Below are 25829 nucleotides of genomic sequence, written 5' to 3'. Positions count from 1 at the left end.
TTGGTTGTCCGTTTCCGTGTCGTGCGCGGGTCTCGCGCGATCAGGGGTAGAGGCCGCGGATGCGGTGCGCCTCGGCGACGCGCTCGACGGCGAGCGCCGTGGCGGCGGTGCGGAGCGAGAGGTCGCGGGCCTCGGCGTAGCCGAGGACGTGACGCCAGGCGTTCAGCATCCGCTCCTCAAGTCTGCTCTCGACCTCGTCGGCACGCCACCAGTACGCCTGGTTGGCCTGCACCCACTCGAAGTACGAGACGATGACACCGCCCGCGTTGGCGAGGATGTCGGGAACGACGAGCACGCCGCGCTCGCGAAGTATCGCGTCGGCTGCGGGCGTCGTGGGGCCGTTGGCGCCCTCGACGATGACGCGGGCGAGCACCTCGCGCGCGTTGGACTCGTTGAGCACGCCCTCGACGGCGGCGGGCACGAGCAGGTCGACGTCCTGCGTGAGCACGGCGTCGCGGTCGAGCTCGTCGGCGCCGGCGAACCCGACGACCGAGCCGGTGGCGCGCACGTGGTCGGCGAGCGCCTCGATGTCGAGCCCGCTGTCGTTGCGCACGGCGCCGTACTGGTCGCTCACGGCGGTGACGCGCACGCCCGCTTCGGCGAGGAACCGCGCGGCATCCGCACCGACCTTGCCGAAGCCCTGCACGGCGGCGGTCGACCGCGACGGCTCGAACCCGGCGTGCCGGAGCGCCGCGAGCGCGATGTGCGTGACGCCGCGCGAGGTGGCGGAGGCGCGGCCGAGCGACCCGCCGAGCGAGATCGGCTTGCCGGTGACGATGCCGGGCACGGTGTAGCCGGAGTTCACCGAGTAGGTGTCCATGATCCAGGCCATGGTCTGCTCGTCGGTGCCGATGTCGGGTGCGGGGATGTCGCGCTCCGGGCCGATGATCGGGAGGATCTCGCTCGTGTAGCGGCGCGTGACGCGCTCGAGCTCGGCCTGCGAGTGCTCGCGCGGGTCGATCGCGAGCCCGCCCTTGGCGCCGCCGTACGGCACGTCGAGAAGCGCGCACTTCCACGTCATCCACATGGCGAGCGCGCGCACCTCGTCGAGGTTCACGTTCGGCGCGTAGCGCAGGCCGCCCTTGGCGGGGCCGCGCGAGAAGTTGTGCTGCACGCGGTAGCCGAGGTACAGGCGGCTCTCGCCCGAGTCCATGCGCAGCGGCACGGCCACGCTGAGCTCGCGGCGCGGGGTCGCGAGCATCTGGTGCAGTCCGTCGCCGTAGCCGAGCAGGGCGACGGCCTCGGCGAGCTGGGCGCGCGCGTCGGCGAGCGGGGTCGCCTCGGCGTCGACCGAGGGGGCGGGGCGGGTGACGGATGCCGCGGCATCCGTCGGCGACATCGTCGGCGCCGTCACGGGGTTCATGCCTGCTTCAGCCCCTCGGCGATGACGTCGAGGCCCTCGATGAGCAGCTCGTCGCCGATGGTGAGCGGCGGCAGGAAGCGGATGACGTTGCCGTAGGTGCCGCACGTGAGCACGAGCACGCCGTTGGCGTGGGCGTAGGCGGCGAGCTTGCCGGTGAGCGCCGCGTCGGGCGCGCCGGTCGCGGGGTCGACGAGCTCGATGGCGACCATGGCGCCGCGGCCGCGGACGTCGCCGATGCGGGCGTCGGCGGTGCGGAGCGCGTTGAGGCGGCCGATGAGCACGGCGCCGATCTGCTGGGCGCGCTCGATGAGCCCGTCCTGCTCGTACGAGTCGATCGCGGCGAGCGCGGCGGCGCACGCGAGCGGGTTGCCGCCGTAGGTGCCGCCGAGGCCGCCGGCGTGGGCGGAGTCCATGATGTCGGCGCGGCCGGTGACGGCCGAGAGCGGCAGGCCGCCGGCGATGCCCTTCGCGGTGACGATCAGGTCGGGCACGATGCCCTCGTGCTCGCTCGCGAACCAGGCGCCCGTGCGGGCGAAGCCGGTCTGCACCTCGTCGGCGATGAAGACGACGTCGTTCTCGTTCGCCCACTTCACGAGCGCGGGCAGGAAGCCGGGGGCGGGCACGATGAAGCCGCCCTCGCCCTGGATGGGCTCGATGATGATCGCGGCGAGGTTGTTCGCGCCGATCTGCTTCTCGATCTGCGTGATGGCGCGGGCCGCGGCCTCGGCGCCCGAGAGGCCGTTGTCGCGGTACGGGTAGCTGAGGGGTGCGCGGTACACCTCGGGCGCGAACGGGCCGAAGCCGTCCTTGTACGGGATGTTCTTCGCGGTGAGGCCCATGGTGAGGTTGGTGCGGCCGTGGTAGGCGTGGTCGAACGCGACGACGGCCATCTTCTTGGTGAAGTGGCGGGCGATCTTCACGGCGTTCTCGACGGCCTCGGCGCCGGAGTTGAACAGGGCCGACCGCTTCGCGTGGTCGCCCGGGGTGAGCTCGTTGAGCTTCTCGGCCACGGCGACGTAGCTGTCGTAGGGCGCGACGGTGAAGCAGGTGTGGGTGAAGGCGTTGAGCTGCGCGGTGACGGCCTCGACGACGCGCGGGTTCGAGTTGCCGACGCCGGTGACGGCGATGCCCGAGCCGAGGTCGATGATCGAGTTGCCGTCGGCGTCGACGATGACGCCGCCGCCGGCCGCGACGACCGAGACGGGGATGGTGGTGCCCACGCCCTTGGCGACGGCGCCCGCCTTGCGGGTCATGAGCTCCTGCGAGCGGGGGCCGGGAATGCTGGTGACGAGGCGGCGCTCCTGGGCGAGCGAGGGGCCGCCGACGGCGGTGGCCGTGGGTTCGACGAGGGTCATGGGTGCTCCGATGCGGTGACGACGGTGGCGGTGTCGGGCCATGGTAGGCAGCGGCGAACGGATGCCACCCCCTCCCCGATGTACACTCGACCCCAGTGTTCTCGACGCGGCGTACACCGAGGAGGTCCCGTGAAGCCCACCGTGCGCACCCTGCTCGAGCGCGGCGACCTCGCGCTCACTCCACTGGTCGACGAGTCGCACCTGCCCGGCGGCGTCCTCGACGCGCCCGTGCCGTGGGTGCACAGCTCCGATCTCGACGACCCCGCGCCGTTCCTCGAGCCGGGCCAGGTGCTGCTCACCACCGGCACCCAGTTCGGCGCCGACCCGTCCCGCGACGACCCGGCCGTGTTCGACGCGTACGTGGCGCGGCTCGAGGGTGCGGGGCTCGCCGCACTCGGCTTCGGCGCCGAGGTGGTGCGGCCCGCCACGCCCGCCCCGCTCGTCGAGGCGTGCGAACGCCACGGACTTCCGCTGTTCGAGGTGCCGTACCGCGTGCCGTTCATCCGCATCGCGCGCACCATCGCCGACCTCACCGCCGCCGACGCGAACGCCCGGCAGGCGTGGGCGCTGCAGGCGCAACGGGCCATCTCGCTCGCGGCGCTCCGGCCGGACGGGCTCGGTGCGACGCTCACCGAGCTCAGCCAGCGCCTCGGCACGTGGGTCGGGCTCGTCGACGCCGCGGGCGCGCTCGACCGCGAGGCGCCCGAGGGCGGACTCGGCCAGCCGGCGCTCGGCGAGGTCGTCGGCGAGGCCCGGTCGATGCTGCGACGAGGGCAGCGCGCGAGCCGCACCCTCGAGGCCGGCGCCTCGGTGGGCCGACCGCAGCGGATGACGCTGCAGACGCTCGGCGCCGGCGGCGCGCTCCGCGGCGTCCTGGCGATCGGCGAGTCGCCCGAGCTCGACCAGGCCGGCCGCGAGGTCGTGACGTCGGTGATCGCGCTCGCCGGACTCGCGCTCGAGCAGAACCGCGACCTCGACCGCGCGCGCGGGCACCTCCGCTCCGGGCTGCTGCGCTCGATGCTCGCGGGCGACGTGCACCTCGCGAGCGAGGTGTCGGCCGAGATGTGGGGGCCGCTCCCCGCCGACCCCGTCCGCGTCGCCGTGTGCGACCTGCCCACCGAGCACATCGACCGGGTGGCCGAGTTCCTCGAGCTCCGCGTCGACGAACGGGACGGACGGCTGTTCTTCGGCCGCGACGGCGAATCCGTCACCATCGTGATGGAGGACGCCGACAGCGGGGTCGCCGACGAGCTCGCCACGGAGTTCGACGTGCCCGTCGGCGTCTCCGACGCGGCATCCGTCACCCGCCTCGCCGAGCTGCACGAGCAGGCGCTGCGCGCCCTCGACCGCGCCCGCGAGACCGGGCCGGGCGTGACCATGTTCGACGACATCAGCCGCCAGGGCGTGCTCGCGTTCCTCGCCCGCACCGACGCCCGCGCCGTGGCCCGTGCCACGCTCGAGCCGCTCATCCGGCACGACGAGCAGAACGGCACGGCCCTCCTCGAGACGACCCGCGCCTGGCTCGCGCACGGCGGCCAGTTCGACGCGACCGCGCAGGAACTCGGCGTGCACCGCCACACCGTCCGCAGCCGCATCGCGCTCGCCGAGAAGCTCCTCGTCCGCGACCTGTCGGGGTTCCACGCGCGTGCCGACCTCTGGGCGGCGCTCCTCGCGACGGACTGACCTCCCTTCCCGCGGCGGACGCCGAGGCGTACCGTGGAAGCGGACGGTTCTCGCGACGGAGGGAGGCTTCCCGATGCAGGCGACGGTCGGCGATCGACTGGTCATCCACGGCAAGCAGGTGGGCAGCGCCGAACGGCACGGCGAGGTGCTCGAGGTCCGCGGTGCCGACGGCGCACCCCCGTACGTCGTCCGCTTCGACGACGGGCACGAGGCCCTGCTCTACCCGGGCAGCGACTGCGAGCTCGAGCACGCGACCGGCTGAGGCGCGCACGGGGCGGCGTCGTGGCATCCGTCGACGCCCGAAAGGCAACCCCCGAGAGATGACGGATGCCGCACGCTAGCGTGGAACGCATGCTCTTCCACTCGTACGCGGCGATCGGCGACAGCTTCACCGAGGGCGTCGGCGACGAGTTGCCCGACGGCAGCGTGCGCGGATGGGCGGACTTCGTCGCCCTCGGGCTGGCCAAGGAGGCCTCCCCCGAGGCGGTGCGGTACGCGAACCTCGCAATCCGGGGCCGCAAGCTCGGTCCCATCGTCGACGAGCAGCTCGAGGCGGCCATCGCGCTGAAGCCCGAGGTGATCAGCTTCAACGGCGGCGGCAACGACATGCTGCGCCCGCGCATGCCCGAGGAGCTCGTGGCGCAGCGGTTCCGCCAGGCGGTGCACCGCATCCGCGACGAGGGCATCCACGTGCTCATGCTGAGCGGCGCCAACCCCACCGAGCACCTGCCGCTCGGGCGCGTGTTCGACGCGCGCGGGGTGCGGCTCACCCAGGCGCTGTACGACCTCGCGTCGCTCGACGGCGTCACCTTCGTCGACAACTTCGCCGATCGCGGGCTCCGCGACATCCGCTACTGGTCGGCCGACAAGCTGCACCTCAACTCGCTCGGCCACGCGCGCGTCGCCTCGAACGTGCTCACGGCGCTCGGGGTGCCCGTGCCCGAGGAGTGGGGCGTCGCCGAGGTGGCGGCTGCGCCGCCCGGTCCGAAGAGCCGGAACACGGCCGTGTACTACCGCGAGTACGTCCTGCCCTGGATCGGGCGACGACTCACGGGGCGGTCGTCGGGCGACGGTCGCGCGGCCAAGCGGCCGACGCTCGAGCCCGTCGCGCTCGACGCGGAGTAGGTCTCGGTACGGGCGCTTCGCGTCCGACTCGACCACCGAGCGCGTCAGCCCGCGCGGACGCCCTCGACGAAGGCGCGCGTGCGTCGGGCGAGTCCGTCGATGCGCGCCCACGCGTGCGAGCCGGTGCGCACCTCGGCGGGGGCGAGCGGGGCGTGGAGTCGCACGTTCTCCTGGCACGACAGGTCGCTGCACAGGTAGGTGCCGACCGTGTTGCCGTTGCGCCCGGCCTCGCCCGCGCGCCGCGCGGAGAACATGGTCACCTGGTTCGCCGGCTGCTGCGTGTGGCAGAAGTTGCACATGCCGGCCCGGAACCGCGAGGACGGCGGGTCGGCGGCGCGCAGCACGATGCCGACGGGCTCGTCGTCGATGATCGTCACGAGGTAGCCGCGGCGGCTCGCCCGACGGTCGCGCCAGGCCAGCGCGTCGACGTGCTCCCAGTCGACGAGCAGGTACTCGAGCGGCAGTTCGAACTCGTCGAGCTCCCGATCGGTCGCGTTCACGAACGACGACCGGAGCTCGTCCTCGCTGAGCGGACGCATTCCGACCCCCTTCGACCCGAACCAGTGTAGGCGCGACCCCGGATGCCGCCACCGGGTGGACGCCGCGTCGACGGTCGGTCAGCCGACGGCGGGGCGCGGCCGGTCGTCGTGTCGCGGGCACCAGCCCGCGGGCGTGCGGTCGTAGACGTGCCCGGGGCCGGCGGCGACGAGCCGGCGGAGTGCGTCGAGGAACCGGTCGACGTCGTCGGCCGACGTGCCCGCACCGACGCTCGCCCGGAGGCCGTTGGCGCGCGTGGCGATGCGGTCGAAGAACGGGTGCGCGCAGAACCGACCGGCTCGCACCGAGATGCCGTGCTCGGCGGCGAGCGCCGCGGCGACGAGCCCGACCGACCCGCGTTCGAGCTCGACGGTGGCGATGCCGAGCCGGTCGTCGACGTCGGCGAAGCCGCGCAGCACGCGCACGCCTGGGATCGCGGCGAGCCCGTCGTGGAGACGGCCGGTGAGCGCCGCCTCGTGGGCGCGCAGCGCCGATTCGCCGAGCCGCTCGAGTTCCGCGAGGGCCGCGGCGATCGCGGCGACGCCGATGACGTTGGGGGTGCCCGCCTCGTGCCGCTCCGGTCCGCGCTTCCACTCGGCACCGTCGACGGCCACCGTCTCGACGGCGCCGCCGCCCGCGAGGTGCGGGGGCGCCACGTCCAGCCAGTCGCCCCGGCCGACGAGCGCACCCGCTCCGAACGGCGCGTACGCCTTGTGTCCCGAGAAGGCGACGTAGTCGATGTCGGATGCCGCGAGGTCGATGCGCCGGTGCGGCAGGAGCTGCGCGGCATCCACCGCGAACCGCGCACCGTGGTCGTGGGCGACCCGGGCGAGCACCTCGAGCGGCAGCACCTCGCCGGTGAGGTTGGAGGCGCCCGTGACCGACAGCAGTGCCGCAGGCGTGCGGCGGAGCTCGACGGCGAGCGCGTCGAGCGTGGCGGCGAGGGTGCCGCGCGCGACGACCACGCGACGACCGCGACGCGTCCAGGGCAGCAGGTTCGCGTGGTGCTCGAGGTCGAGCACCACGGTGTCGCCGGGCACGGCCGAGGCGAGGAGGTTGAGCGCGTCGGTGGTGTTGCGGGTGACGACCACGTGGTCGTCGATCCGGGCGCCCACGTGGCGGGCGATGGCGACGCGGGCGTCGTCGACGACGGCGGTCGACGCCTGCGAGAGGTAGCCGGTGCCGCGGTGCACGCTCGCGTAGTACGGCAGCACCCGGGCGACCCGCTCGGCGACGGCCGTGAACGCGGGGGCGGATGCCGCGACGTCGAGGTTCACGTGGCGCACGCGCCCGCCGCCGAGGACGGGGACGTCCAGGTCGGCGCCGACGAGCGCGGCGAGCGGTCCGGGCCCGGCTCCCGGCACCCGCGCCGGGGAGCCCGCGAGCGTCGTCGCGCCGCCGCGCGGGGTCGTGCTCGCACTCGTGTCCGGCATGCCGCCTCCCTCCCGTCGCGTGCGGTGCGCCCGACGCTACGGATGCCGCGAGGACCCGCTCAAGGGGCGCCCGTCACGGCACGACACGGTGCGACACGCGGCGAAACACGGGGGCGGTCTCCCGCCCCCACGCAACCCCGCATCCGGGCGCCCGCGTGGACGTACCATGAGAGCATCGCGCCGTTCGGCGCACACCCCCGACCGAGGAGCACCTCACGACGTGACGACGACCGAGCCCGCCGAGCCCCGCCGCGACCGCATGCCCCAGACCGGCGACGCGTTCCGTCGCCGTCCCGTCCCGGATCCCGGCCTGCGCCTCAGCGACGTGCCCGAGCTCGTCCTCGTCTCCCCGGATGCCACGCACTCGCGCTTCGACCGCGACGACATCGTGGTGCGCAAGGGCCAGTACGCCCTGCGCAACGGCCACGTCACGCCGCACGAGTCGATGGTCGAGGACCTCTGCGCCGTGGCATCCGCTCTCGACGGCGCGGGCATCGACTACCTGCTGGTGCGCCGCGACGGCGGTCGCCCCGTGATCGCGGTCGACCGGGCCGAGCGCAAGCGGGTCGCGCGCGCCCTCGCCGAGGCGTTCGCCGACGAGCCGTTCTACTCGGCGACGCTCGTGCCCGACAAGGCCGCGGGCGACCGGCACGTGCTCGTGGCCGACGGCAGCCTGTCGTCGCACCGCAAGCCCAAGGCGGTGCGCCTGTACCGCCCGCGGGTCGAGCCCGTGGGCCGGCTGCGGTACGGCGCGGAGACCGCCGTGCAGCTCGAGTTCTGGCGCTTCGGCGAGGACGTCATCGAGGCGCCCGTCGAGAACGCCCTCATGCGTCGCACCCTGCCGCGCGGCGAAGCGGTCGAGGAGACCGTGCACCTGCACGGGCGCGAGTGGCGCACGCTCGAGCACATGTGGTCGCCGCTCGCGAGCGACGTCGACTTCGAGATCGACATGGTGTTCTCGTGGGTCGACGGGTCCGACGTCGAGTTCCTCCGCGAGCGCGCACGTCGCATGCAGACCTACGTCGTCGGCGAGGGCGACGACTCCGAGGCGCGCTACCGGCAGATCGACGAGCTGAAGTACGCGCTGCGCTCGGTGTACCTGTTCGCGCCGTGGGTGCGCCGCATCTTCATCTGCACCGACTCGCGGCCGCCGGCGTGGCTCGCGAAGCACCCGAAGGTGACGATCGTGCGGGCCGAGGAGATGTTCGCCGACACGTCGGTGCTGCCCACGTACAACTCGCACGCCGTCGAGAGCCAGCTGCACCGCATCCCGGGCATCGCCGAGCACATCCTGTACTCGAACGACGACATGTTCTTCGGGCGCCCGCTCTCGCCCGACCTGTTCTTCTCGCCGGGCGGCATCACCAAGTTCGTCGAGGCCGGCACGCGCATCGGGCTCGGCGACTCCGACCCGAGCCGGTCGGGCTTCGAGAACGCCGCTCGCGTGAACCGCCGGCTGCTGCGCGAGCGGTTCGGCAAGGTCACCACCCGGCACCTCGAGCACTGCGCGGCGCCGCTCCGCAAGTCGGTCATGGCCGAGCTCGAGCGCGAGTTCCCCGACGAGTTCCGCCGCACGGCCGCGAGCCGGTTCCGCTCGGCGACCGACATCTCGGTGACGAACTCGCTGTACCACTACTACGCGCTGCTCACCGGCCGTGCCGTGGTGCAGACCGATGCGAAGGTCAAGTACATCGAGACGACCCTGAAGCGCGCGCTCCCGGCGATGAAGCGCCTGCTGAAGCGCCGCGACATGGACATGTTCTGCCTCAACGACGGCAGCTTCCCCGAGATCTCGGTCGAGGAGCGAACCGAGGCGGTCATCGACTTCCTCGAGCGCTACTTCCCCTTCGCGGCACCGTGGGAGAAGGGCGCGACGGATGCCGCGGAGCCGGCGTTCGACGCCGCGGGCGCGCCGATCACGAGCGACGCCGACCACTCGGCGGCCTGACGCGCGGCGCTCGCCGCGACCGGGGACGTCGCCGGCTACGCCATGACGGGGATGGGCCGCGTGAAGGGCGGCTCCTCCTCGCGCGGGGCGGGCGCCGCGGCATCCGTGATCTCGACCCCGGCCGCGTCGAGCCGGCGCCGGGTCTCGGCGGCGTCGACCCAGTCGAGCGCGGGCGTCTCGCCGAGCGGGACCACCGAGTGGAGCACCGTGCCGGGGTAGACGTGCACGAGGTTGAAGGCGCGGGCGCCGTCGCGTCCGCGCGTGCCGCCGGCCGGCACCGTGAGGTCCTGGGTGTAGCAGCTGGCCGAGGCGACCGAGACCGGCACGCCCGCGAACATCGCGGTCGACGAGTAGTGCAGGTGCCCGGCGATGATCGAGCGGATGTCGCTGCCCGCGATGACCTCGGCGAGCGGTCCCTGGTCGCGCAGCTCGACCGACACGGCCAGGTCGAGCACGCTCGGGATCGGCGGGTGGTGCATCGCGAGGATCGTGCCGTCGGGCGCGGGGATCGACAGTTCCTCGGCGAGCCAGTCGAGCTGCTCGTCGGCGACCTCGCCGTGGTGCCGACCGGGGACGGTCGTGTCGAGCGTGATGACGCGGAGGCCGTTCACGTCGTCGACGCGGTCGACCGGGCGCTGCCCGCCGGCGACGTCGCGGAGGAGGCCACGACGGAAGGCGTCGCGGTCGTCGTGGTTGCCCATGACCCAGATGATCCGCGAGCCGAGGCGCGCGGCGGCCGGTTCGACGATGCGACGGATCAGGTCGTACGCCTCGGGTTCGCCGCGGTCGGCGAGGTCGCCCGTGAAGACGATCGCGTCGGGCCGTCCGCCCGACGCCTCGAACTGCTCGAAGAGCTCGCGCAGGTGCCGGTCGGCGTCGATCCGGTCGTAGAGCCGTCGTCCGGCTCCGAGCAGGTGGGTGTCGCTGATGTGCAGGAGGAAGTGCGACGGGCGGGGGTACTCGGCCCTGCGGGGGTTCACGCTGACTCCGTCTCGTTGCCGATGGTCCGGGTCGATCCGAAGCTAGCGCAGCATGCCCACCCGAACGATCAGTGAATGCGGAGTGTGACGAACCTGGACGCTTCGCCGACCACGGTCGATTCCGGATGTCAAGGCCCTCCCCCGAATCGTCGCGCCGTCGCAGACTCGGTGCCGAGGTGGTCGTCACCTCTGGCAGGCCGGTCGGCGTGCTGAAGACCGTTCCCGTCCCCCGGGAGCCTCGCCGCCGGCCTGCCGTCCACCCGATGCGGTCCCGGCGACCGTCTGCGGTCGGGCGACTCAGGCGGCGGACGAGGCGGCCGCGGAGGACTCGGCGGGCACGACCACGACGGGGCCGGCGAGGTTCATGAGCAGGTCGGAGTTGGTGCGGCCGAGGGGCAGGAAGCCTCGCCCGTCCGCTCCGCGTCGCCCCGTCACCGTCAGGACCGCCCGGCGGGAGACGCCGATCAGCGTGCCCGAGGCCGGGTCGGCGGTGCTGCGCTGCTCGATGGAGACGTCCGGGTGCACCGCCGCAGCGAGAGAGGCCGCGCGCTCGGCGGGCGCCGGTCGCTCCTCGTCGCCGTCGGAGTGCACGATGACGAGGGCCTCCCCGAGCCGCTTCGCCTCCCGCGCGGCGAACCGCACGGCCTCGTCGCTGTCGGTGCCCTCGGAGACGCCGACGGCCACGCCCGACCGGCCGCGCCACGACGTCACGGGCACGACGACGGTCGGCGTGGTCGAGACGGCGGCGAGCTGCAGGCTCCGCGAGCCGAGGGCGTGGCCGTGGAAGTAGCCGACCTTGTGGGTGCCGACCGCGACGAGGGCGGCGTCCCGCGCGGCCTCGGCGAGCGCCAGCATCGGGCTGCCCACGGCGAGGTGCGTCGACACCTCGAGGTCCGGCGCCAGGCCCCGCACGAACTCGACCTCGCGCTCGGAGCCGCGCTCCGCCGCACCCTTCAGCTCTGCGAGCGCCGACCCGCCCACCGTGCCCCAGCCGTCGTCGACCACAGTCGCGAGCACGAGGTCCTCGCCGGTGCTGCGCGCACGATCGATCGCCCAGGTGAGAGCCGCCCGACTCGCCACGCTTCCATCCGCACCGACCACGATCGTCATGCGATCCAGCATCCGCTCCCGGGGGCTGCGGGAGCGAGGCCTTTGGTCCCCCAGCGCGTCGGGTCGCCGCGGCGGACGCCTGCCGAGGGGGTCCCGGGCGCCGGAAAGCGGGTGCTACAGTGGCGGCAGATACCGTGGGGGATATGGGGATGGGTGCGATGGATTCGCCCTTGTCGTTTCCCGAGGGTCCGCGCTCGGAGCTCGACCGGACGCTCAGGGAGCTCGTCGACCGTGCGGACGAGGTCATGCGCACGCAGGAGCGTCTCCGCGCCCTCCTCTCGGCGACCCAGGCCGTCGTGGAGCCGATCGAGCTCGCCGAGGTGCTGCGTCGCATCGTGGAGGCCGCGGTGAGGCTCGTCGACGCCGAGTACGGCGCCCTGGGGGTGCTCGCGCCGCAGGGCGGACTCGAGGAGTTCATCCACGTCGGCATGCCCGACGACATGGTGCATCGCATCGGCCACCTGCCGGAAGGGCGCGGCCTGCTCGGCGCGTTGATCGACCACCCCGACCCGATCCGCCTGCACGAGATCGGCGAGGACCCCCGCTCGGTCGGGTTCCCCGCCGGGCACCCGCCCATGCACAGCTTCCTCGGCGTCCCCGTGCGCGTGCGCGACGAGATCTTCGGCAACCTCTACCTCACCAACCGCGCCGACGGCGACTTCTCGGAGGAGGACGTCGAGCTCATCTCGGCGCTCGCCGCCGCGGCGGGGGTCGCGATCGACAACGCGCGCCGCTTCGCCGAGGCCCAGATGCGGGAGGCCTGGGCCGCGGCATCCGCCCAGGTCGCCGCCGCGCTGCTCACCTCGTCGAGCGACGATGCGGCCGCGTTGATCGCCGACGAACTCGCGTCGCGCGGGGCCGCCGACCGCGTGTCGGTCGTGGTGCGCGGCGAGGAACCGGGATCGGTGCGCGTGCTCGAGTCACGCGGGGTCGACTGCGACGACGTCGCCGGCGACGAGGTGCCGCCCGGTCGGACGCTCGCAGCGGTCACCCTCGAGGGCGGCGCCACGCGGACCGCCCCCGGCGGGCGGACCGAGGCGCCGCGCGACGCCCTCGCCCTCCACGCGGACGGACACGACGGACCCGTGCTGTTCGTCGCGCTGCGCAAGTCGGGCCTGCCCACTGCCGTGATCGCCGCAGGCCGGCGCCCGGGCGCCCCGCACTTCACCCCCGCGGAGATGCGCATCGCCGAGGACCTCGCGGAACGCGTCTCCCTCGCGCACGAGCTCGCCGAGGCCCGGGAGGCCCAGCAGCGTTCCCTGCTGCTCGAGGACCGCGCCCGCATCGCCCGCGACCTGCACGACCACGTCGTGCAGCAGCTCTACGGCGCCGGGCTCGATCTGCAGGCGGTCGCCTCGCTGAGCACGGGCGCGGCGGCCGAACGCATCGAGTCGGCCGTCGAGACCCTCGACGAGTCCATCGCGCAGATCCGCACGATCGTGTTCGCGCTCACGCCCCGTGCGGGCGGCGCGCCGACGTTGCGGCACCGCGTGCTCGACCTCGCCGGCGCGGCGTCGCGGCACCTGCGGCAGCCGGTCTCGGTGTCGTTCAGCGGTCCGGTCGACCTGATCTCGCAGGGCCGCCTCTCAGACGAACTCACGGCGTCGGTCCGCGAACTGCTCTCCAACGCGGTCAAGCACGCCGACGCGCACACCGTGGGGCTGACGGTCGCGGCATCCGACGGCGTCGTGGCGGCCGAGGTGGTCGACGACGGGCGCGGCATCGGCGCTCCCGTCCGGCGGAGCGGCCTGGACAACCTGCGGACGCGCGCCGAGCAGCTCGGCGGCGCCTTCGAGATCGACAGCGGCCCGCACGGCACCCGCGCGCGGTGGTCCGTCCCCGTCGAGGCCGAGCCCGTGTCGGCGAACCCCTGAGCGAATTGGAGCCCCAGTGACCCGAGTCTTCCTCGTCGACGACCACGAGATCGTGCGGCGCGGCGTCGCCGAGCTGCTCGAGCGCGAACCCGACCTCGTCGTCGTGGGCGAGGCCGACAGCGTGGCGCACGCGCTCCCCCGCATCCAGGCCACGGCGCCGGATGTCGCGGTGCTCGACATGCGGCTCCCCGACGGCGACGGCATCGACCTGTGCCGGGAGATCCGTTCGCACAATCCCGAGATCGCCTGCCTGATCCTCACCGCGTACGACGACGACCAGGCGGCCATGTCGGCCGTGCTCGCGGGGGCATCGGGGTACGTGCTGAAGAACGTCCGCGGCTCGACCATCGTCGAGGACGTCCGCGCAGTGGCGGCCGGCAAGTCGCTCATCGACGCGAGGGTCACCGCGCGCGTCACGCAGCAGGCCGCGCGCGACGACCACGACGATCCCCGCTTCGCGGCCCTCAACCTCCGGGAACGGCAGGTGCTCGCGCTCATCGCCGACGGGCTCACGAACCGGCAGATCGGTGAACAGCTCGGACTGGCGGAGAAGACCGTGAAGAACTACGTCTCCGGCCTGCTCTCGAAGCTCGGGTTCGAGCGCCGCACGCAGGCTGCCGTGTACCAGATGGAGCGGCGCGCGCACGAGCAGGGCTGAGCTCCGAGACGCACCGCGTCCGTCGCGTTCGACTGTTCCGGTCGTTCCGCAACCCCCTGACGGCGTCGGTACCGCCGTGTTCGGCTGTGCGCTCGAGCACGACACGGCACGGCCGACGATGAGGAGCGACACATGCGCGCGATGGTGTACCGAGGGCCCTACAAGGTCCGCGTCGAGGAGAAGGACCGGCCGCGGATCGAGCATCCGAACGACGCGATCGTGCGCGTCACGGCCGCCGCGATCTGCGGTTCCGACCTCCACCTGTACCACGGCATGATCCCCGACACGCGAGTGGGCATGACCTTCGGCCACGAGTTCGTCGGCGAGGTCGTCGAGGTCGGACCGTCGGTGGAACGCCTGAAGGTCGGCGACCGGGTGATGGTGCCGTTCAACATCTACTGCGGGTCCTGCTACTTCTGCGTGCGCGGCCTGTTCTCCAACTGCCACAACGTGAACCCGAACGCCACCGCCGTCGGCGGGATCTACGGGTACTCCCACACGAGCGGCGGCTACGACGGCGGCCAGGCCGAGTACGTCCGCGTGCCGCTCGCCGACGTGGGTCCGTCGGTGATCCCCGACTGGCTCGACGAACGCGACGCCGTGCTGCTGACCGACGCGCTGCCGACGGGCTACTTCGGCGCGCAACTCGGCGACATCGCCGAGGGCGACACGGTCGTGGTCTTCGGGGCCGGGCCGGTCGGGCTGTTCGCCGCGCGGTCGGCGTGGCTCATGGGCGCCGGCCGCGTCATCGTCGTCGACCACCTGGAGTACCGGCTGGAGAAGGCCCGGGACTTCGCCCACGCCGAGACCGTCAACTTCACCGAACTCGACGACGTGGTCGTCGAGATGAAGCGCACGACCGATTGGCTCGGGGCGGATGTCGTCATCGATGCGGTGGGCGCGGAGGCCGATGGGAACTTCCTGCAGCACGTGACCAGCGCGAAGTTCAAGCTGCAGGGCGGCTCGCCCGTCGCGCTGAACTGGGCGATCGACTCCGTCCGGAAGGGCGGCACGGTGTCGGTGGTGGGTGCGTACGGGCCGATCTTCAGTGCGGTCAAGTTCGGGGACGCCATGAACAAGGGCCTCACCATCCGCACCAACCAGTGCCCGGTCAAGCGGCAGTGGCCGCGACTGCTCGAGCACATCCGCGCGGGCTACTTCAAGCCGAGCGACATCATCACCCACGAGATCCCGCTCGAGCACATCACCGAGGGCTACCACATGTTCTCGGCGAAGCTCGACAACTGCATCAAGCCCATCGTCGTGCCGAGCGCGGCCTGAACGGAGGAGGAGACCATGCCGTACAACGCTGAACCGCACCTGCGCCGGCCCAGTTCCGAGGCGCTGAGGGAGCGCATCCCCGGGTGGGGCGCCGACCTCGACCCGGCCGATCGGCCGTCGGTGCCGCGCGAGTTGAACCTGACCCCCGAGGACAACGGCGCGCATTGGGACGTGCCCGAGCGTCAGCCGGAGCTCGAGCCGCGTGAGCGGTCCATCGAGCACGGGATGCTGCCGCCGGTCTTCGGCACGGTCGCGCCGCTGCGCGGCCTGTCGGGGGCGATCCGACGCTACGCATACGAGAACTACAGCGAGGCGCGCGCCGCGCACTGGCTGCTGCTCGTGCTCGGCGACCGGGTCGACGCGGGCGAGCAGCACCTCCGCTCGCTCGCCTCGACGCGGCCCGACAACCCGATCACGCAGACCGGCGTGCTGAGCGAGGGGCGCCGGCACGGCGTCGCCTCACGGTTCGGCGTCGGTCGCGCCGACACCGCGCATCAATGGATGGACCCGGTGATCGTCGCGGCTCCCTGGGTCGTGACGGCCATCGGGATCGGGCTCCTGGTCCGCGGCGCGCGGCGCACGGCGTCGTCCGAGCGGGTCGAGACCGAGTAGCGCGACCGGGCGGGCGCATTCCGTCGACGCGGCGGAATGCGCCCGCCACTGTTGGAGTTATACTTGTCGCTACAAGTAATCACCGACGGGAGATCCTCATGTCCGACGAGCGCGTACTCGACCCCGACACCTCGATGGGCGCCGTCACGCTGCGGGTCGGCGACCTCGAGGGCATGACCGCCTACTACGCGAACGCCTTCGCGATGGAGCCGCTCGAAGAGCGCAGCCGCGCCCGCGAGGTGCATCGCGTCCTGGGTCGCGGCACGACTCCCCTGGTCCGACTCGTGCACACGCCCGACCTGCCCGTGGTCGACCCCCGCCAGCCGGGCCTGTTCCACACGGCGTTCCTGTTCGACGACCGGGCGAGCCTCGCGGCGACGGTGCTCCGCGCCGCGCAGGACCCGCGCAGCCGCTTCGTCGGCTCGAGCGACCACCTCGTCAGCGAGGCGTTCTACTTCACGGACCCCGAGGGCAACGGCGTCGAGCTCTACACCGATCGCGATCGCAGCACGTGGATCCACGACGGCGAGCAGATCCGGATGGCGACCGCCTACCTGGATCCCAACGACTACCTCCGCCGCCACCTCAGCCAGGCCGCCGTCGATGCCGGCCCGTCGCTCGTCGGGAAGGTCGGGCACGTGCACCTGCAGGTCGGCGACCTGACGAGCTCACGGGAGTTCTACGTCGACGCGATCGGCTTCGAGCCCACGCAGACCGGGTACCCGGGCGCGGTGTTCGCGTCGGCCGGCGGATACCACCACCACATCGCCATGAACACGTGGAACAGCCGCGGCGCCGGACCTCGCGCGGCGAGCCTCGGCCTCGGCGACGTCTCCGTGACCGTGCCGGCCCGCGACGACCTCGACGCGCTCGCCGCCCGCCTGCGCGGACGCGGCCTGCGGTTCGCCGACGACGGCCGCGCCATCACGGTCGACGACCCGTGGGGCACCCAGGTCACGGTCGGCCTGCCCGACCTCACGACCGACGAACTGCTCGCCCGCTGACCAGCGGTGGTCGAGGAGGACGCGAAGCGCCCGTACCGAGACCCGGCCGAACGTCACCGGCTCGCCGTACGCTGCCCCCATGGCAACGGATGCCGCGGCCTGCACCGCCGTCGACGAATTCGGCGCCTGCTCGGCTCCCGCCGAACCGGGCGCTCCGCTGGCGCTGTGCACCACGCACCTGCTCGCCGCGTACGACTGGGTCGCGCGCGAGCAGGGCGTGACCGACGTACTGCCGGGCGCGTGCCCGGTGTGCGGCTCCCGCGTGGGCGTGCGCTACCCGTCGGGGTGGACCTGCGCCGTCTGCGAGTGGCGGCTCGGCGACGTGCCCGACCTCGACGTCCTCCCGGCCCGGGTCGACGTCGTCTACTACGTGCGCTGGCGCGACCGCGTCAAGATCGGCACGTCCTCGAACCCGCGGCAGCGGTTGGCGGTGATCCCGCACGACGAGGTGCTCGCCTTCGAACGCGGCGGTCGCCTGCTCGAGCAGCGGCGGCACGCGCAGTTCGCGGCATCCCGGTACCCGGGCGGCGAGTGGTTCGCGTTCGACGCCCCGATCGCCGCGCTCGTGGCCGAACTCGCCGCCGGGGTCGACGACCCCTGGCAGCGGTACGACCGCTGGCGCAGCGAGGAGCTCGCCAGGCGGGCGTGACCGTGCGCCGGCGTCAGCGCTTGGAGTGACGCGGCTTGCGAGCGGGTCGGTCGTCGCCCCCGGCCGCCTCGCCGGCGTCGCCCTCGCGAGCGCGCGCAGGGCGGTCACCGTACTCGCGCGGGCGGCGCGGGCCCCGGTCGTCGTCCCAGCTTCGCCGGCGGGGCCGCCCGGAGTCGGGCCGCAGCTCGATGAGCTGCCCCGAGATCCGGGTGCCCGCGAGGCGGTCGAACACCTCGTTCGGCAGGTCGGCGGGCAGCTCGACCAGCGAGAAGTCCGACTTGATCTGGATGGCGCCGAAGTCGTCGCGCTGCAGTCCACCCTCGTTCGCGAGCGCTCCCACGATCTGGCGGGGCTGCACCCGCTGGCGCTTGCCGACGGCGATGCGGTACTGCGCCATCCGCGTGTTCGGACGCGGACGGCGGTCCGGTCGCTCGCCGCCGCGGTCGCCGCGGTCCGGGCGCTCCCGGTCGCGATCGAACCGCTCGCGCACCGGCCGCTCGGGCTCCGGCTCGAGCAGCAGCGGCGAGTCGCCCTGGGCGACGACGGCGAGGGCCGCTGCGACATCCGCTTCGGGCACGTCGTGGTTGCGCACATAGTGGGCGATGATGTCGCGGAACCCGTCGATGCGCTCGGCCTGGGCCAGCGCGGCGGTGATGCGGTCGTCGAACCGCGCGAGCCGGGTCTCGTTGACCTCGTCGACGCTCGGCAGCTGCATCTGGGTGATGGGCTGCTTGGTGGCCTTCTCGATGCGCGCGAGGAGCCCGCGCTCGCGGGGCGTGACGAAGCTGATCGCGTCGCCGGTGCGGCCGGCGCGGCCCGTGCGCCCGATGCGGTGCACGTAGGGCTCGCTGTCGGTCGGGATGTCGAAGTTCACGACGTGGCTGATGCGCTCCACGTCGAGGCCGCGGGCCGCGACATCCGTCGCCACCAGGATGTCGAGCTTGCCCGACTTCAGCTGGTTCACGGTGCGCTCGCGCTGCGCCTGCGCGATGTCGCCGTTGATCGCGGCGGCCTCGTAGCCGCGGGCGCGGAGCTTCTCGGCGAGGGTCTCGGTCTCGTTCTTGGTGCGGACGAAGACGATCATGCCCTCGAAGTTCTCGACCTCGAGGATGCGGGTGAGCGCATCGACCTTCTGCGCGTACGACACGACGAGGTAGCGCTGCGTGATGTTCGCCGAGGTCTGGGTCTTCGTCTTGACCGTGATCTCCTCGGGGTCGTGCAGGTACTGCTGCGACATCCGTCGGATCGTGGCGGGCATGGTCGCCGAGAACAGCGCGACCTGCTTGTCGTCGGGAGTGTCGGCGAGGATCGTCTCGACGTCCTCGGCGAAGCCCATCTTGAGCATTTCGTCGGCCTCGTCGAGCACGAGGTACTTCAGCTCCGACAGGTCGAGCGTGCCCTTGTCGAGGTGGTCCATGATGCGGCCGGGCGTGCCGACGATGATGTGCACGCCGCGGCGCAGCGCCGACAGCTGCACGCCGTACCCCTGGCCGCCGTAGACGGGCAGGATGTGCACGCCGCGGAGGTGGGCGGCGTACCGCTCGAACGCCTCGCACACCTGCAGCGCGAGCTCGCGGGTGGGGGCGAGCACGAGGGCCTGCGGGGTCTTCTGCGACACGTCGAGGCGTGCGAGGATCGGCAGCGCGAAGGCGGCGGTCTTGCCGGTGCCGGTCTGCGCGAGTCCGACGACGTCGCGGCCGGCGAGCAGGGTCGGGATGGTCGCGGCCTGGATCGCGGAGGGCGTCTCGTAGCCGACGTCGTCGAGTGCCTTGAGCACCGGACCCTCGAGCCCGAGGTCGGAGAAGGTGATCGCGGCGGGCTCCTCGGGAGCCGCGGCCTCGACGGGGGAATCCACGGAAGTCACGCTTCAGGGTAGTCCGTGCGCCTGAACGGCGCCCGGGTGCCCCATTGCGCGCTGGCGAGACGGATGCCGCCTCGCGGCGAGGGGCGCCCAGTGTGCGCCATCCGCGCCCATGCCGCAAGGGGTCGCGTCGCCTCCGGCCGTTCGGAAGGGTTGGAGGCTCGTGATCAGAGGAGGAACGACATGCTGACACTCACCCCATCGGCGAGCACCGTCGTGAAGGAGATCGTCGACCGCAGTGGTGCCCCCGCCGGGGCCGGCCTCCGCATCGACACCGAGGATGCCGCCGGCACCGAATTCGGCGTCGCCATCGCGCCGGCTCCTGAGGAGCGGGATTCGGTCGTCGAGCAGGAGGGCGCGCGCGTCTACCTCGCCGAGAACGCGGCGAAGGCGCTCGACGACAAGACCCTGGACGCCCATGTGGCCGAGGACGGACGCGTGGCGTTCGACATCCTCCCGCAGCGGGTCTGATCCGATCAGGACGGTGGTCCGGTGACCCGTTCCCCGGACCGTCGCACGTCGGATCGCAACGAACGCCCCGGGCTTCGGCCCGGGGCGTTCGTCGTGCGGCGGGGCCGCGTCCCGTCCGGTCAGGTCCAGGGACGGGCGCTCCGGGCGTCCCAGTAGGACTCGGGGTCCTCGGCGAGGTCGGGCAGGGCTGCGGCATCCGTCACCGTCGCACCGGACGCGAGGTTCGCGTCGAGCTGCTCGGGCGTGACCGCCCCCGAGAGGACCACGCCGGCCCACGGCTGGGCGCGGGCCGCGCCGATCGCCACCGCGTCGAGCGACGCGCCTCGCGCCGACGCGAGCGCCGCTGCCGAGGGCCCGGCACCCGCGGGCGAGAGCCGCCCGTTCGCGACGGCCTCCTTCACGACGACGAGCCAGCCCGCGTCGTGCGCGCGTGCGAGCGCCGGCCCGGCTGACGGCTCGAGCAGGTTCCACGTCGCCTGCACCGCCGTGAACGGCGAATCGCGCAGGGTGCGCGCCGCATCGAGCGCCTCGCCCTGCCGGGGTCCGCTGGTGGAGACCCCGACCCGGATGCCGGACGCCGCGAGGCCGCGGAGGCGGCCCAGCAGCGCCCGGTCGGCGAGCGCCGGGCTGTCGGGCGTGAGCGAGTGCACGAGGTACACGTCCGGAGCCCCGCCGAGCGCGGCGAGCGTCTCGGGCCATTGGCGCTCGAACATCGCGAACGAGTGCTCCTTGCGCTCGTGCACGTCGGCGTCCATGCGCCATCCGCCGACGTACTCGTAGCCCCACTTGGACTCGATCGTGAGGTCGGCGCGACGGTCGGGGTGGGCGGCGAGCCACGACCCGAGGAACTCCTCGGCCAGTCCGTACGAGCGGGCCGCATCGACGAAGCGGATGCCGCGGGCCCACGCCGCGTCGAGCATCGCGTGCGCGCGAGCGCGCAGCGCCTCGACGCTCCGGTCGCCGCCGAGGTCGTCGTCGCGACCCTCCGTGATGTAGGCCGGGCGGCCGAGCGCGGCCAGGCCCAGGCCGAGCGGGGCGAGGGGTGCGGCATCCGTCACCCGCCCCAGCGTAGCCGCGGGGAGCCTCGAGCGGTCGGGGCCGATTCCGTCGCGATCCCGAGAGTTTGGGGGGAACCCTCCCGTCCGACCCGCGATGGGGCGTACATTGCGTTATATCGCGAGTTGAGCGCGCGGAACTCGTCCCGCGCGACCCGCGTGCTGGAGGTGGTCGTGTGGAGGTCCTGCTCTGGATCTTCGTCGCATTCCTGATCATGGCCCTGGCCTCGATCACGATCGTGGTGCTCCTCGTGCGCGCCGTCTTCCGGCGCATTCGCCGCAGCCGCGCCCTCGCCGGCCGCGCCCTGCGCACCCGCGCCCGGTTCACGACCGGGCCGCGCGGACAGGTCCTCCGGCTCCGGGTCCGACTGGCCGACTCGCTCGCCAGCGGACGAGCCGCCGTGGAACTCGCGGCGCAGGGCGCCGGACCGCGCGGCGAGCTCGACCGGCTGCACCGGCGCATCGCCCAGGAGGGCGACGCCCTCGACCGTCAGCTGCGCTTCATGGAGAGCGAGACCGACGCCGCCGCCCTCGCCCGCGACCTCCCGGTCGCCGAGGGCCGCGTCGACCAGCTGGTGTCGCTCGTGCGCCGCGTCCGCGCGGCGGTCGGCGCGCAACTCGACGGGCTCACCGACGATAGCCTCGCGGCCCTGCGCGCCGACGTCGACCGCGAGGTGTCCGCATTGCACGCCGGGGTCCAGGCACTCCGCGCCCTCAACGGGCGCGACGCGTACGGTGACGCCTCCCCCGAGACATCCGCCCGACGCCTTGACCGCTCGAGATAGGGGAACACCACCATGAGCAACTCGTCGCGCATGCGTGACATCTTCCGCAGCAAGACCTCCCGCGCCCTCGACCGCATCGAGGACCCCCGCGAGATGCTCGACGACAGCTACGACCAGCAGGTCAAGCTGCTGCAGCAGGTCAGGCAAGCCCTCGCCGAGGTCGCGACCGCGAAGAAGCGCATCGACCTGCAGGGCCAGGAACTCGGCGCGCGCTACCAGCGACTCGCGGCGCAGGCGCAGGAGGCGCTCGACGGCGGCCGCGAGGACCTCGCGCGCGCCGCCCTCGAACGTCGCGCACTCATCGAGCGGCAGGTCGCGAACCTGCAGCAGCAGTACCTCGGCATGCAGCGGCAGACCGAGCAGCTGCAGGACCGCGAACGCCAGCTGTCCGAGCAGGTCGCCGCCTTCCGCATCGAGAAGGAGGCCATCAAGGCCACCTACTCCGCCTCCGAGGCGCAGGTGCGGGCCAACGAGGCGGTCGCCGGGCTCGGCACGAGCATGCACGACGTCGGCACGAGCCTCGAACGCGCTCGCGACCGCGTCGCGCAGATGCAGGCGCGCGCCCAGGCCACCGACGAGATGCTCGCGAGCGGCGCGCTGAAGGACCTCACCGCCCCCGCGGATGCCGACATCGAGCGCCAGCTCGCCGCGATGCAGGCGAAGTCCGACATCGACCGGCAGCTCGAGGCGATGAAGGGCACGGGCGCATCAGCGGCGGGCGGCGCAGGGCGACCGGGTGGCGCCGAGGACGCGGGCGAGTGGCTCAGCATCGGACAGGGGCCGACCGGGTCCTGAGCGGTCGGCGGCGACGGCATCCCCGCCTGCGCCTCCGGTCACCGAGCGCCCCGGCCGGGCCGCCTCACCGCGCGTCGGCGGGCGGGTCGGGACGCCGCGAGTCGCCGCGCGCCTCCCGCTCACCGAGGCCCACGTACATCGACTCGTGGAGCTCGACGATGTGCTCGAACGTGAGGCGGCTCGCGAGTGCGGCATCCGCGGCCGCGAGGGCGTCGACGAGCCGGGCGTGCTCCTCGTTCGACGCCCGCAGGTAGTCGATGCGGTACGGGATGAAGTACGCGTACAGCTCGTGCGACAGTCGGTGGTGCAGGTGGGCGGCCGCCTCCACGTCGGGAATGCGGGCGATGCGGTCGTGGAACTCGGCGTCGAGCTCCCGGTAGCCCGCCCAGTCCGGCACCGTGCGCATGCGCTCGACGAGATCGGACAGGGCCGCCAGGTCCTCTGCCGGACAGGCGTGCGCCGCGAGCCCGGCGAGCCCGGCCTCCAGGGCGGCGCGTTGGTCGATGAGGTCGTGGACGTGCTGCGCATCGGCCCGGTACGCCTCGATCTCGGGCAGGTCGCCCACGTGGGGCTCGTCGACGATGAACGTGCCGCCGCTGTTGCCGCGACGACGGGAGACGAGGCCCTCGTCGGCGAGCGTGCGATACGCGCGGCGCACCGACATCTCGCTCACGTCGAACGCCCTCGCCGTCTCCTCGGGCGACGGGAGTCGCTGGCCGGGCGCGAGCATCCCCAGCTCGACGGCGAGCATGATGCGCGCCCGCACGGTGTCGACCGCCCCCGAACGCCGAATCGCACCGAGCGGCCCGGATGAGAGATCCATCGAGGACTCCTTCCGAGGCTCGCGTGCGATCCGGCGCGGTGACGGATGTCGGGGGTCGGCGTTCAGCCGCGGTCTGCTGCGGCGACCTCCGCGACCTCGTCGTCATCCGACGCGTCGAGCGGGAACCGCCTGCCCAGCAGGATACCGACGACGAACGCGATCGCCGGGACCAGGGCGAGCATGATGCTCACGCCGAGGCTCCCGCCGGTCACGAGGGTGAAGTTCGACAGCACGAGCCACATCCCGATGAGGAGGCCGGCGACCGCCGCCGCGGGCACGACTCGGGTGGTCCAGGCGCGCCCCGCGCCGAGCTCGGGGCGGCGTGCGAAGAACACGACCACCGCGATCGAGGTGACGAGCATGAGCAGCACCATCCCCACCGTCGCGACGCCGGCCATCGAGCCGAAGACGCCGACGAGGGGGTCGAGGCCCGAGAGCGCGAGGACGGCGAGCACGACGGCGGCGGTCGCCGTCTGCACGAGCGAGGACGTCGCGGGCGAGTGGTGCTTCTCGTGGCGACGCCCGAGCGCAGCGGGCATCGCGCCCTTGTGGGCGAGCGTGAACTGGTACCGCGCGATCACGTTGTGGAACGAGAGGACGCACGCGAACAGGCTCGTGATGAGCAGGACCTGGACGACGTCTCGCACGACCGGCCCGAGGTACTGCGTGGTGGTGTCGAGGAGCAGGTTCCCCTCGCCCGCGAGCGTCTGCTGGGCGACGGCGACCGCATTGCCCGCGCCGACGCCCGTGACGAGCGCCCAGCAGGAGACCGCGTAGAACACGCCGATGATGACGACTGCGAGGTACGTGGCTCGCGGGATAGTGCGCTCGGGATTCCGGGCCTCGTCGCGGAAGACGGCGGTGGCCTCGAAGCCGATGAAGCCGGTGAGGGCGAAGAGCACGCTGACGCTGAGCCCGGTCGTGAACATGTTGGCGGGGTCGAAGCTCTCGAGCGCGAGGCCGTTCTCGCCGCCCGTCGCGAGGATGGCGACGTCGAGGACCACCACGACGAGGATCTCGAGTACCAGCGCGACGCCGAGCACCTTCGCGCTCAGCTCGATGTGGCGATAGCCGAGCACCGCGACGACCGCCATCGTGGCGAACGAGTAGAGCCACCACGGCAGCGACGGACCGCCGAAGAACGTGACGAGGTCGTCGAGGGCCCACCCCATGTAGCCGTAGATGCCGACCTGGATCGCGGTGTACGCCACGAGGGCGGTGAAGGCGGTTCCCAGCCCGGCACGGGACCCGAGCCCCGCCGTCACATAGGAGAAGAACGCGCCGGCCTCGCGGACGTGGGGCGTCATCGCGACGAAGCCGACCGAGAAGAGCAGGAGGATGACGGCGGCGAGGATGAACCCGGCCGGCGCGCCGACGCCGTTGCCGACGCCGATCGCGAGGGGGACGTTGCCGCCGATGACGGTGAGCGGTGCCGCCGCGGCGATCACCATGAAGACGATGGCGCTCGTGCCGAGCTGTCCGTCGAGCCGCGCGCGCTGGCGTGCGCGGGGTTCGGCGATGGGAGAGACGGTCATGTGGTCGCTTTCTGCAGTGGGGGCGCCGCGGCGTCCGAGAGTGATCGTTGGGAAGGTGCTGGTGCGCAGGCGGTCGGCGGGGTCACCGCTCCGGTGCGTACAGCGCGGGCCTGCGGTCCGCGAGGTACGGGTTCGCCGCTCGTGCGCGGCGGGTGGCCTCGGGATCGATCGTGGCGATCATGAGGCCGCTCTCGTCGGTGCCGCCGAGACGCGCGAGGACCTCGCCGTCCGGACCGACGATGCTGCTGAGGCCGACGTACCGCAGCTCGCCCTCCGAGCCGCTGCGATCGACGTAGGCGACGTGGATCTGGTTCTCCCAGGCACGGACCGGGATCAGCCGTTCGGCGATGTGGCCGAAGGGCTCCATCTGCGCCGTGGGGACGATCACCGCATCGACGCCGGCGAGCGCGGCCGCCCTCACGGTCTCCGGGAACTCGACGTCGTAGCAGATGAGGACCGACAGGCGGACCCCGTCGAGCTCGACGGGATCGGGCAGGCGATCACCCGGCTCGAAGAGCGCGCGATCGAGCGCCCCGAAGAGGTGCGTCTTGCGGTACCGGAGCAGCTCCTCCCCGTGCTCGTCGACGAGCACGACCGCGTTCGCGATACCGCCGCCGGGGCGCCGTTCGGGCAGCCCGGCGGCGATCGCGATTCCCACCTCGGCTGCGATGGCGGCCACGCGGTCGACGAGGTCGTCGGCCACGAGCGGCGGGAGACGGTCGCCGATGTTGTACCCCGTCACGAACATCTCGGGGGTGACGAGCAGGCGAGCGCCGCGCGCGGATGCCTCGCGAGCCGCCTCGGCGATGATGGCGAGGTTCGCGTCGACGTCCCCCTCGACGCCCGCGTGCTGCAGGCCGGCGATGGTCAGACTCATGTGGCGCTCCCTTTG

At 72.9% G+C, this 25829-nt stretch carries 24 protein-coding genes; 13 read left to right on the top strand and 11 right to left on the bottom strand.

Going from position 1 to position 25829, the window contains the following annotated elements:
• Positions 1 to 40 precede the first annotated feature (40 nt).
• Both M1L56_RS02955 and gabT read right to left on the bottom strand, forming a co-directional pair.
• Positions 41 to 1339 (bottom strand): Glu/Leu/Phe/Val dehydrogenase, encoded by a 1299-nt coding sequence (locus tag M1L56_RS02955; protein ID WP_067950886.1) that lies wholly within the window; start codon positions 1337 to 1339, stop codon positions 41 to 43.
• Between the two features lie 20 nt (positions 1340 to 1359).
• On the bottom strand, positions 1360 to 2718 hold the full coding sequence (gabT, locus tag M1L56_RS02950; protein ID WP_248598093.1) for a 4-aminobutyrate--2-oxoglutarate transaminase: 1359 nt from the start codon (positions 2716 to 2718) through the stop codon (positions 1360 to 1362).
• Positions 2719 to 2847: 129 nt separating this feature from the next.
• Here gabT and M1L56_RS02945 point away from each other — a divergent pair, with 129 nt between their 5' ends.
• From M1L56_RS02945 to M1L56_RS02935, 3 genes are all read left to right on the top strand, one after another.
• The gene (locus M1L56_RS02945) at positions 2848 to 4401 is read left to right on the top strand and encodes a PucR family transcriptional regulator ligand-binding domain-containing protein (protein ID WP_248598092.1); all 1554 of its coding nucleotides are present in this window, start codon (positions 2848 to 2850) and stop codon (positions 4399 to 4401) included.
• 73 nt (positions 4402 to 4474) lie between these two features.
• On the top strand, positions 4475 to 4663 hold the full coding sequence (locus tag M1L56_RS02940; protein ID WP_067950807.1) for a DUF1918 domain-containing protein: 189 nt from the start codon (positions 4475 to 4477) through the stop codon (positions 4661 to 4663).
• A gap of 89 nt (positions 4664 to 4752) precedes the next feature.
• Entirely contained in the window at positions 4753 to 5526 is a 774-nt protein-coding gene (locus M1L56_RS02935) for an SGNH/GDSL hydrolase family protein (RefSeq protein WP_248598091.1), read from the top strand.
• Between the two features lie 44 nt (positions 5527 to 5570).
• Here M1L56_RS02935 and M1L56_RS02930 read toward each other — a convergent pair whose 3' ends face one another.
• Together M1L56_RS02930 and M1L56_RS02925 are read right to left on the bottom strand one after the other, a co-directional pair.
• A complete protein-coding gene (locus M1L56_RS02930) occupies positions 5571 to 6065 on the bottom strand; it encodes an FBP domain-containing protein (RefSeq protein ID WP_067950811.1) in 495 nt (164 codons plus the stop codon).
• A gap of 78 nt (positions 6066 to 6143) precedes the next feature.
• Positions 6144 to 7496 (bottom strand): aminotransferase class V-fold PLP-dependent enzyme, encoded by a 1353-nt coding sequence (locus tag M1L56_RS02925; protein ID WP_248598090.1) that lies wholly within the window; start codon positions 7494 to 7496, stop codon positions 6144 to 6146.
• Between the two features lie 259 nt (positions 7497 to 7755).
• Here M1L56_RS02925 and M1L56_RS02920 point away from each other — a divergent pair, with 259 nt between their 5' ends.
• Positions 7756 to 9444 carry a stealth family protein gene (locus M1L56_RS02920; protein ID WP_082847363.1) on the top strand — a complete coding sequence of 563 codons (1689 nt, stop codon included), beginning with the start codon at positions 7756 to 7758 and terminating at the stop codon, positions 9442 to 9444.
• A 35-nt stretch (positions 9445 to 9479) separates the two neighbouring features.
• Here the strand turns inward: M1L56_RS02920 and M1L56_RS02915 are convergent, their stop codons facing one another.
• Both M1L56_RS02915 and M1L56_RS02910 read right to left on the bottom strand, forming a co-directional pair.
• On the bottom strand, positions 9480 to 10424 hold the full coding sequence (locus tag M1L56_RS02915; RefSeq protein WP_248598089.1) for a phosphodiesterase: 945 nt from the start codon (positions 10422 to 10424) through the stop codon (positions 9480 to 9482).
• A 297-nt stretch (positions 10425 to 10721) separates the two neighbouring features.
• A complete protein-coding gene (locus M1L56_RS02910; RefSeq protein ID WP_248598088.1) occupies positions 10722 to 11534 on the bottom strand; it encodes a universal stress protein in 813 nt (270 codons plus the stop codon).
• Between the two features lie 170 nt (positions 11535 to 11704).
• Between M1L56_RS02910 and M1L56_RS02905 the strand changes: the two genes are divergently transcribed.
• From M1L56_RS02905 to M1L56_RS02880, 6 genes are all read left to right on the top strand, one after another.
• Positions 11705 to 13408: a GAF domain-containing protein gene (locus M1L56_RS02905; RefSeq protein WP_067950819.1), complete on the top strand. Its 1704-nt coding sequence runs from the start codon at positions 11705 to 11707 to the stop codon at positions 13406 to 13408.
• Between the two features lie 16 nt (positions 13409 to 13424).
• Entirely contained in the window at positions 13425 to 14066 is a 642-nt protein-coding gene (locus M1L56_RS02900) for a response regulator transcription factor (protein ID WP_248598087.1), read from the top strand.
• A gap of 132 nt (positions 14067 to 14198) precedes the next feature.
• A complete protein-coding gene (locus M1L56_RS02895) occupies positions 14199 to 15347 on the top strand; it encodes a zinc-dependent alcohol dehydrogenase (protein ID WP_067950824.1) in 1149 nt (382 codons plus the stop codon).
• A gap of 15 nt (positions 15348 to 15362) precedes the next feature.
• Entirely contained in the window at positions 15363 to 15959 is a 597-nt protein-coding gene (locus M1L56_RS02890; protein ID WP_248598086.1) for a hypothetical protein, read from the top strand.
• 98 nt (positions 15960 to 16057) lie between these two features.
• Positions 16058 to 16963 carry a VOC family protein gene (locus M1L56_RS02885; RefSeq protein ID WP_248598085.1) on the top strand — a complete coding sequence of 302 codons (906 nt, stop codon included), beginning with the start codon at positions 16058 to 16060 and terminating at the stop codon, positions 16961 to 16963.
• 79 nt (positions 16964 to 17042) lie between these two features.
• Entirely contained in the window at positions 17043 to 17612 is a 570-nt protein-coding gene (locus M1L56_RS02880) for a GIY-YIG nuclease family protein (protein ID WP_248598084.1), read from the top strand.
• Positions 17613 to 17625: 13 nt separating this feature from the next.
• Here the strand turns inward: M1L56_RS02880 and M1L56_RS02875 are convergent, their stop codons facing one another.
• Complete coding sequence (locus M1L56_RS02875) at positions 17626 to 19476, bottom strand: DEAD/DEAH box helicase (RefSeq protein WP_248598083.1); 1851 nt, start codon at positions 19474 to 19476, stop codon at positions 17626 to 17628.
• Between the two features lie 180 nt (positions 19477 to 19656).
• Between M1L56_RS02875 and M1L56_RS02870 the strand changes: the two genes are divergently transcribed.
• On the top strand, positions 19657 to 19944 hold the full coding sequence (locus M1L56_RS02870) for a hypothetical protein (RefSeq protein ID WP_067950832.1): 288 nt from the start codon (positions 19657 to 19659) through the stop codon (positions 19942 to 19944).
• A gap of 119 nt (positions 19945 to 20063) precedes the next feature.
• Here M1L56_RS02870 and M1L56_RS02865 read toward each other — a convergent pair whose 3' ends face one another.
• On the bottom strand, positions 20064 to 21002 hold the full coding sequence (locus tag M1L56_RS02865) for an aldo/keto reductase (RefSeq protein WP_248598082.1): 939 nt from the start codon (positions 21000 to 21002) through the stop codon (positions 20064 to 20066).
• Positions 21003 to 21175: 173 nt separating this feature from the next.
• On the opposite strand from M1L56_RS02865, the gene M1L56_RS02860 reads away from it, so the two are divergent.
• Complete coding sequence (locus M1L56_RS02860) at positions 21176 to 21784, top strand: hypothetical protein (RefSeq protein WP_248598081.1); 609 nt, start codon at positions 21176 to 21178, stop codon at positions 21782 to 21784.
• A gap of 12 nt (positions 21785 to 21796) precedes the next feature.
• Complete coding sequence (locus tag M1L56_RS02855) at positions 21797 to 22579, top strand: PspA/IM30 family protein (protein ID WP_248598080.1); 783 nt, start codon at positions 21797 to 21799, stop codon at positions 22577 to 22579.
• Between the two features lie 64 nt (positions 22580 to 22643).
• Here M1L56_RS02855 and M1L56_RS02850 read toward each other — a convergent pair whose 3' ends face one another.
• The 3 genes from M1L56_RS02850 to M1L56_RS02840 form a co-directional block, all read right to left on the bottom strand.
• The gene (locus M1L56_RS02850) at positions 22644 to 23402 is read right to left on the bottom strand and encodes a FadR/GntR family transcriptional regulator (RefSeq protein WP_248598079.1); all 759 of its coding nucleotides are present in this window, start codon (positions 23400 to 23402) and stop codon (positions 22644 to 22646) included.
• 62 nt (positions 23403 to 23464) lie between these two features.
• A complete protein-coding gene (locus M1L56_RS02845) occupies positions 23465 to 24937 on the bottom strand; it encodes an APC family permease (RefSeq protein ID WP_248598078.1) in 1473 nt (490 codons plus the stop codon).
• An 82-nt stretch (positions 24938 to 25019) separates the two neighbouring features.
• Positions 25020 to 25814 (bottom strand): carbon-nitrogen hydrolase family protein, encoded by a 795-nt coding sequence (locus M1L56_RS02840; protein WP_248598077.1) that lies wholly within the window; start codon positions 25812 to 25814, stop codon positions 25020 to 25022.
• Positions 25815 to 25829 lie beyond the last annotated feature (15 nt).

This window comes from Agromyces sp. C10 (assembly GCF_023217995.1).
Lineage (GTDB): Bacteria > Actinomycetota > Actinomycetes > Actinomycetales > Microbacteriaceae > Agromyces > Agromyces indicus.
This window is presented reverse-complemented; position numbering and strand designations above follow the sequence as displayed.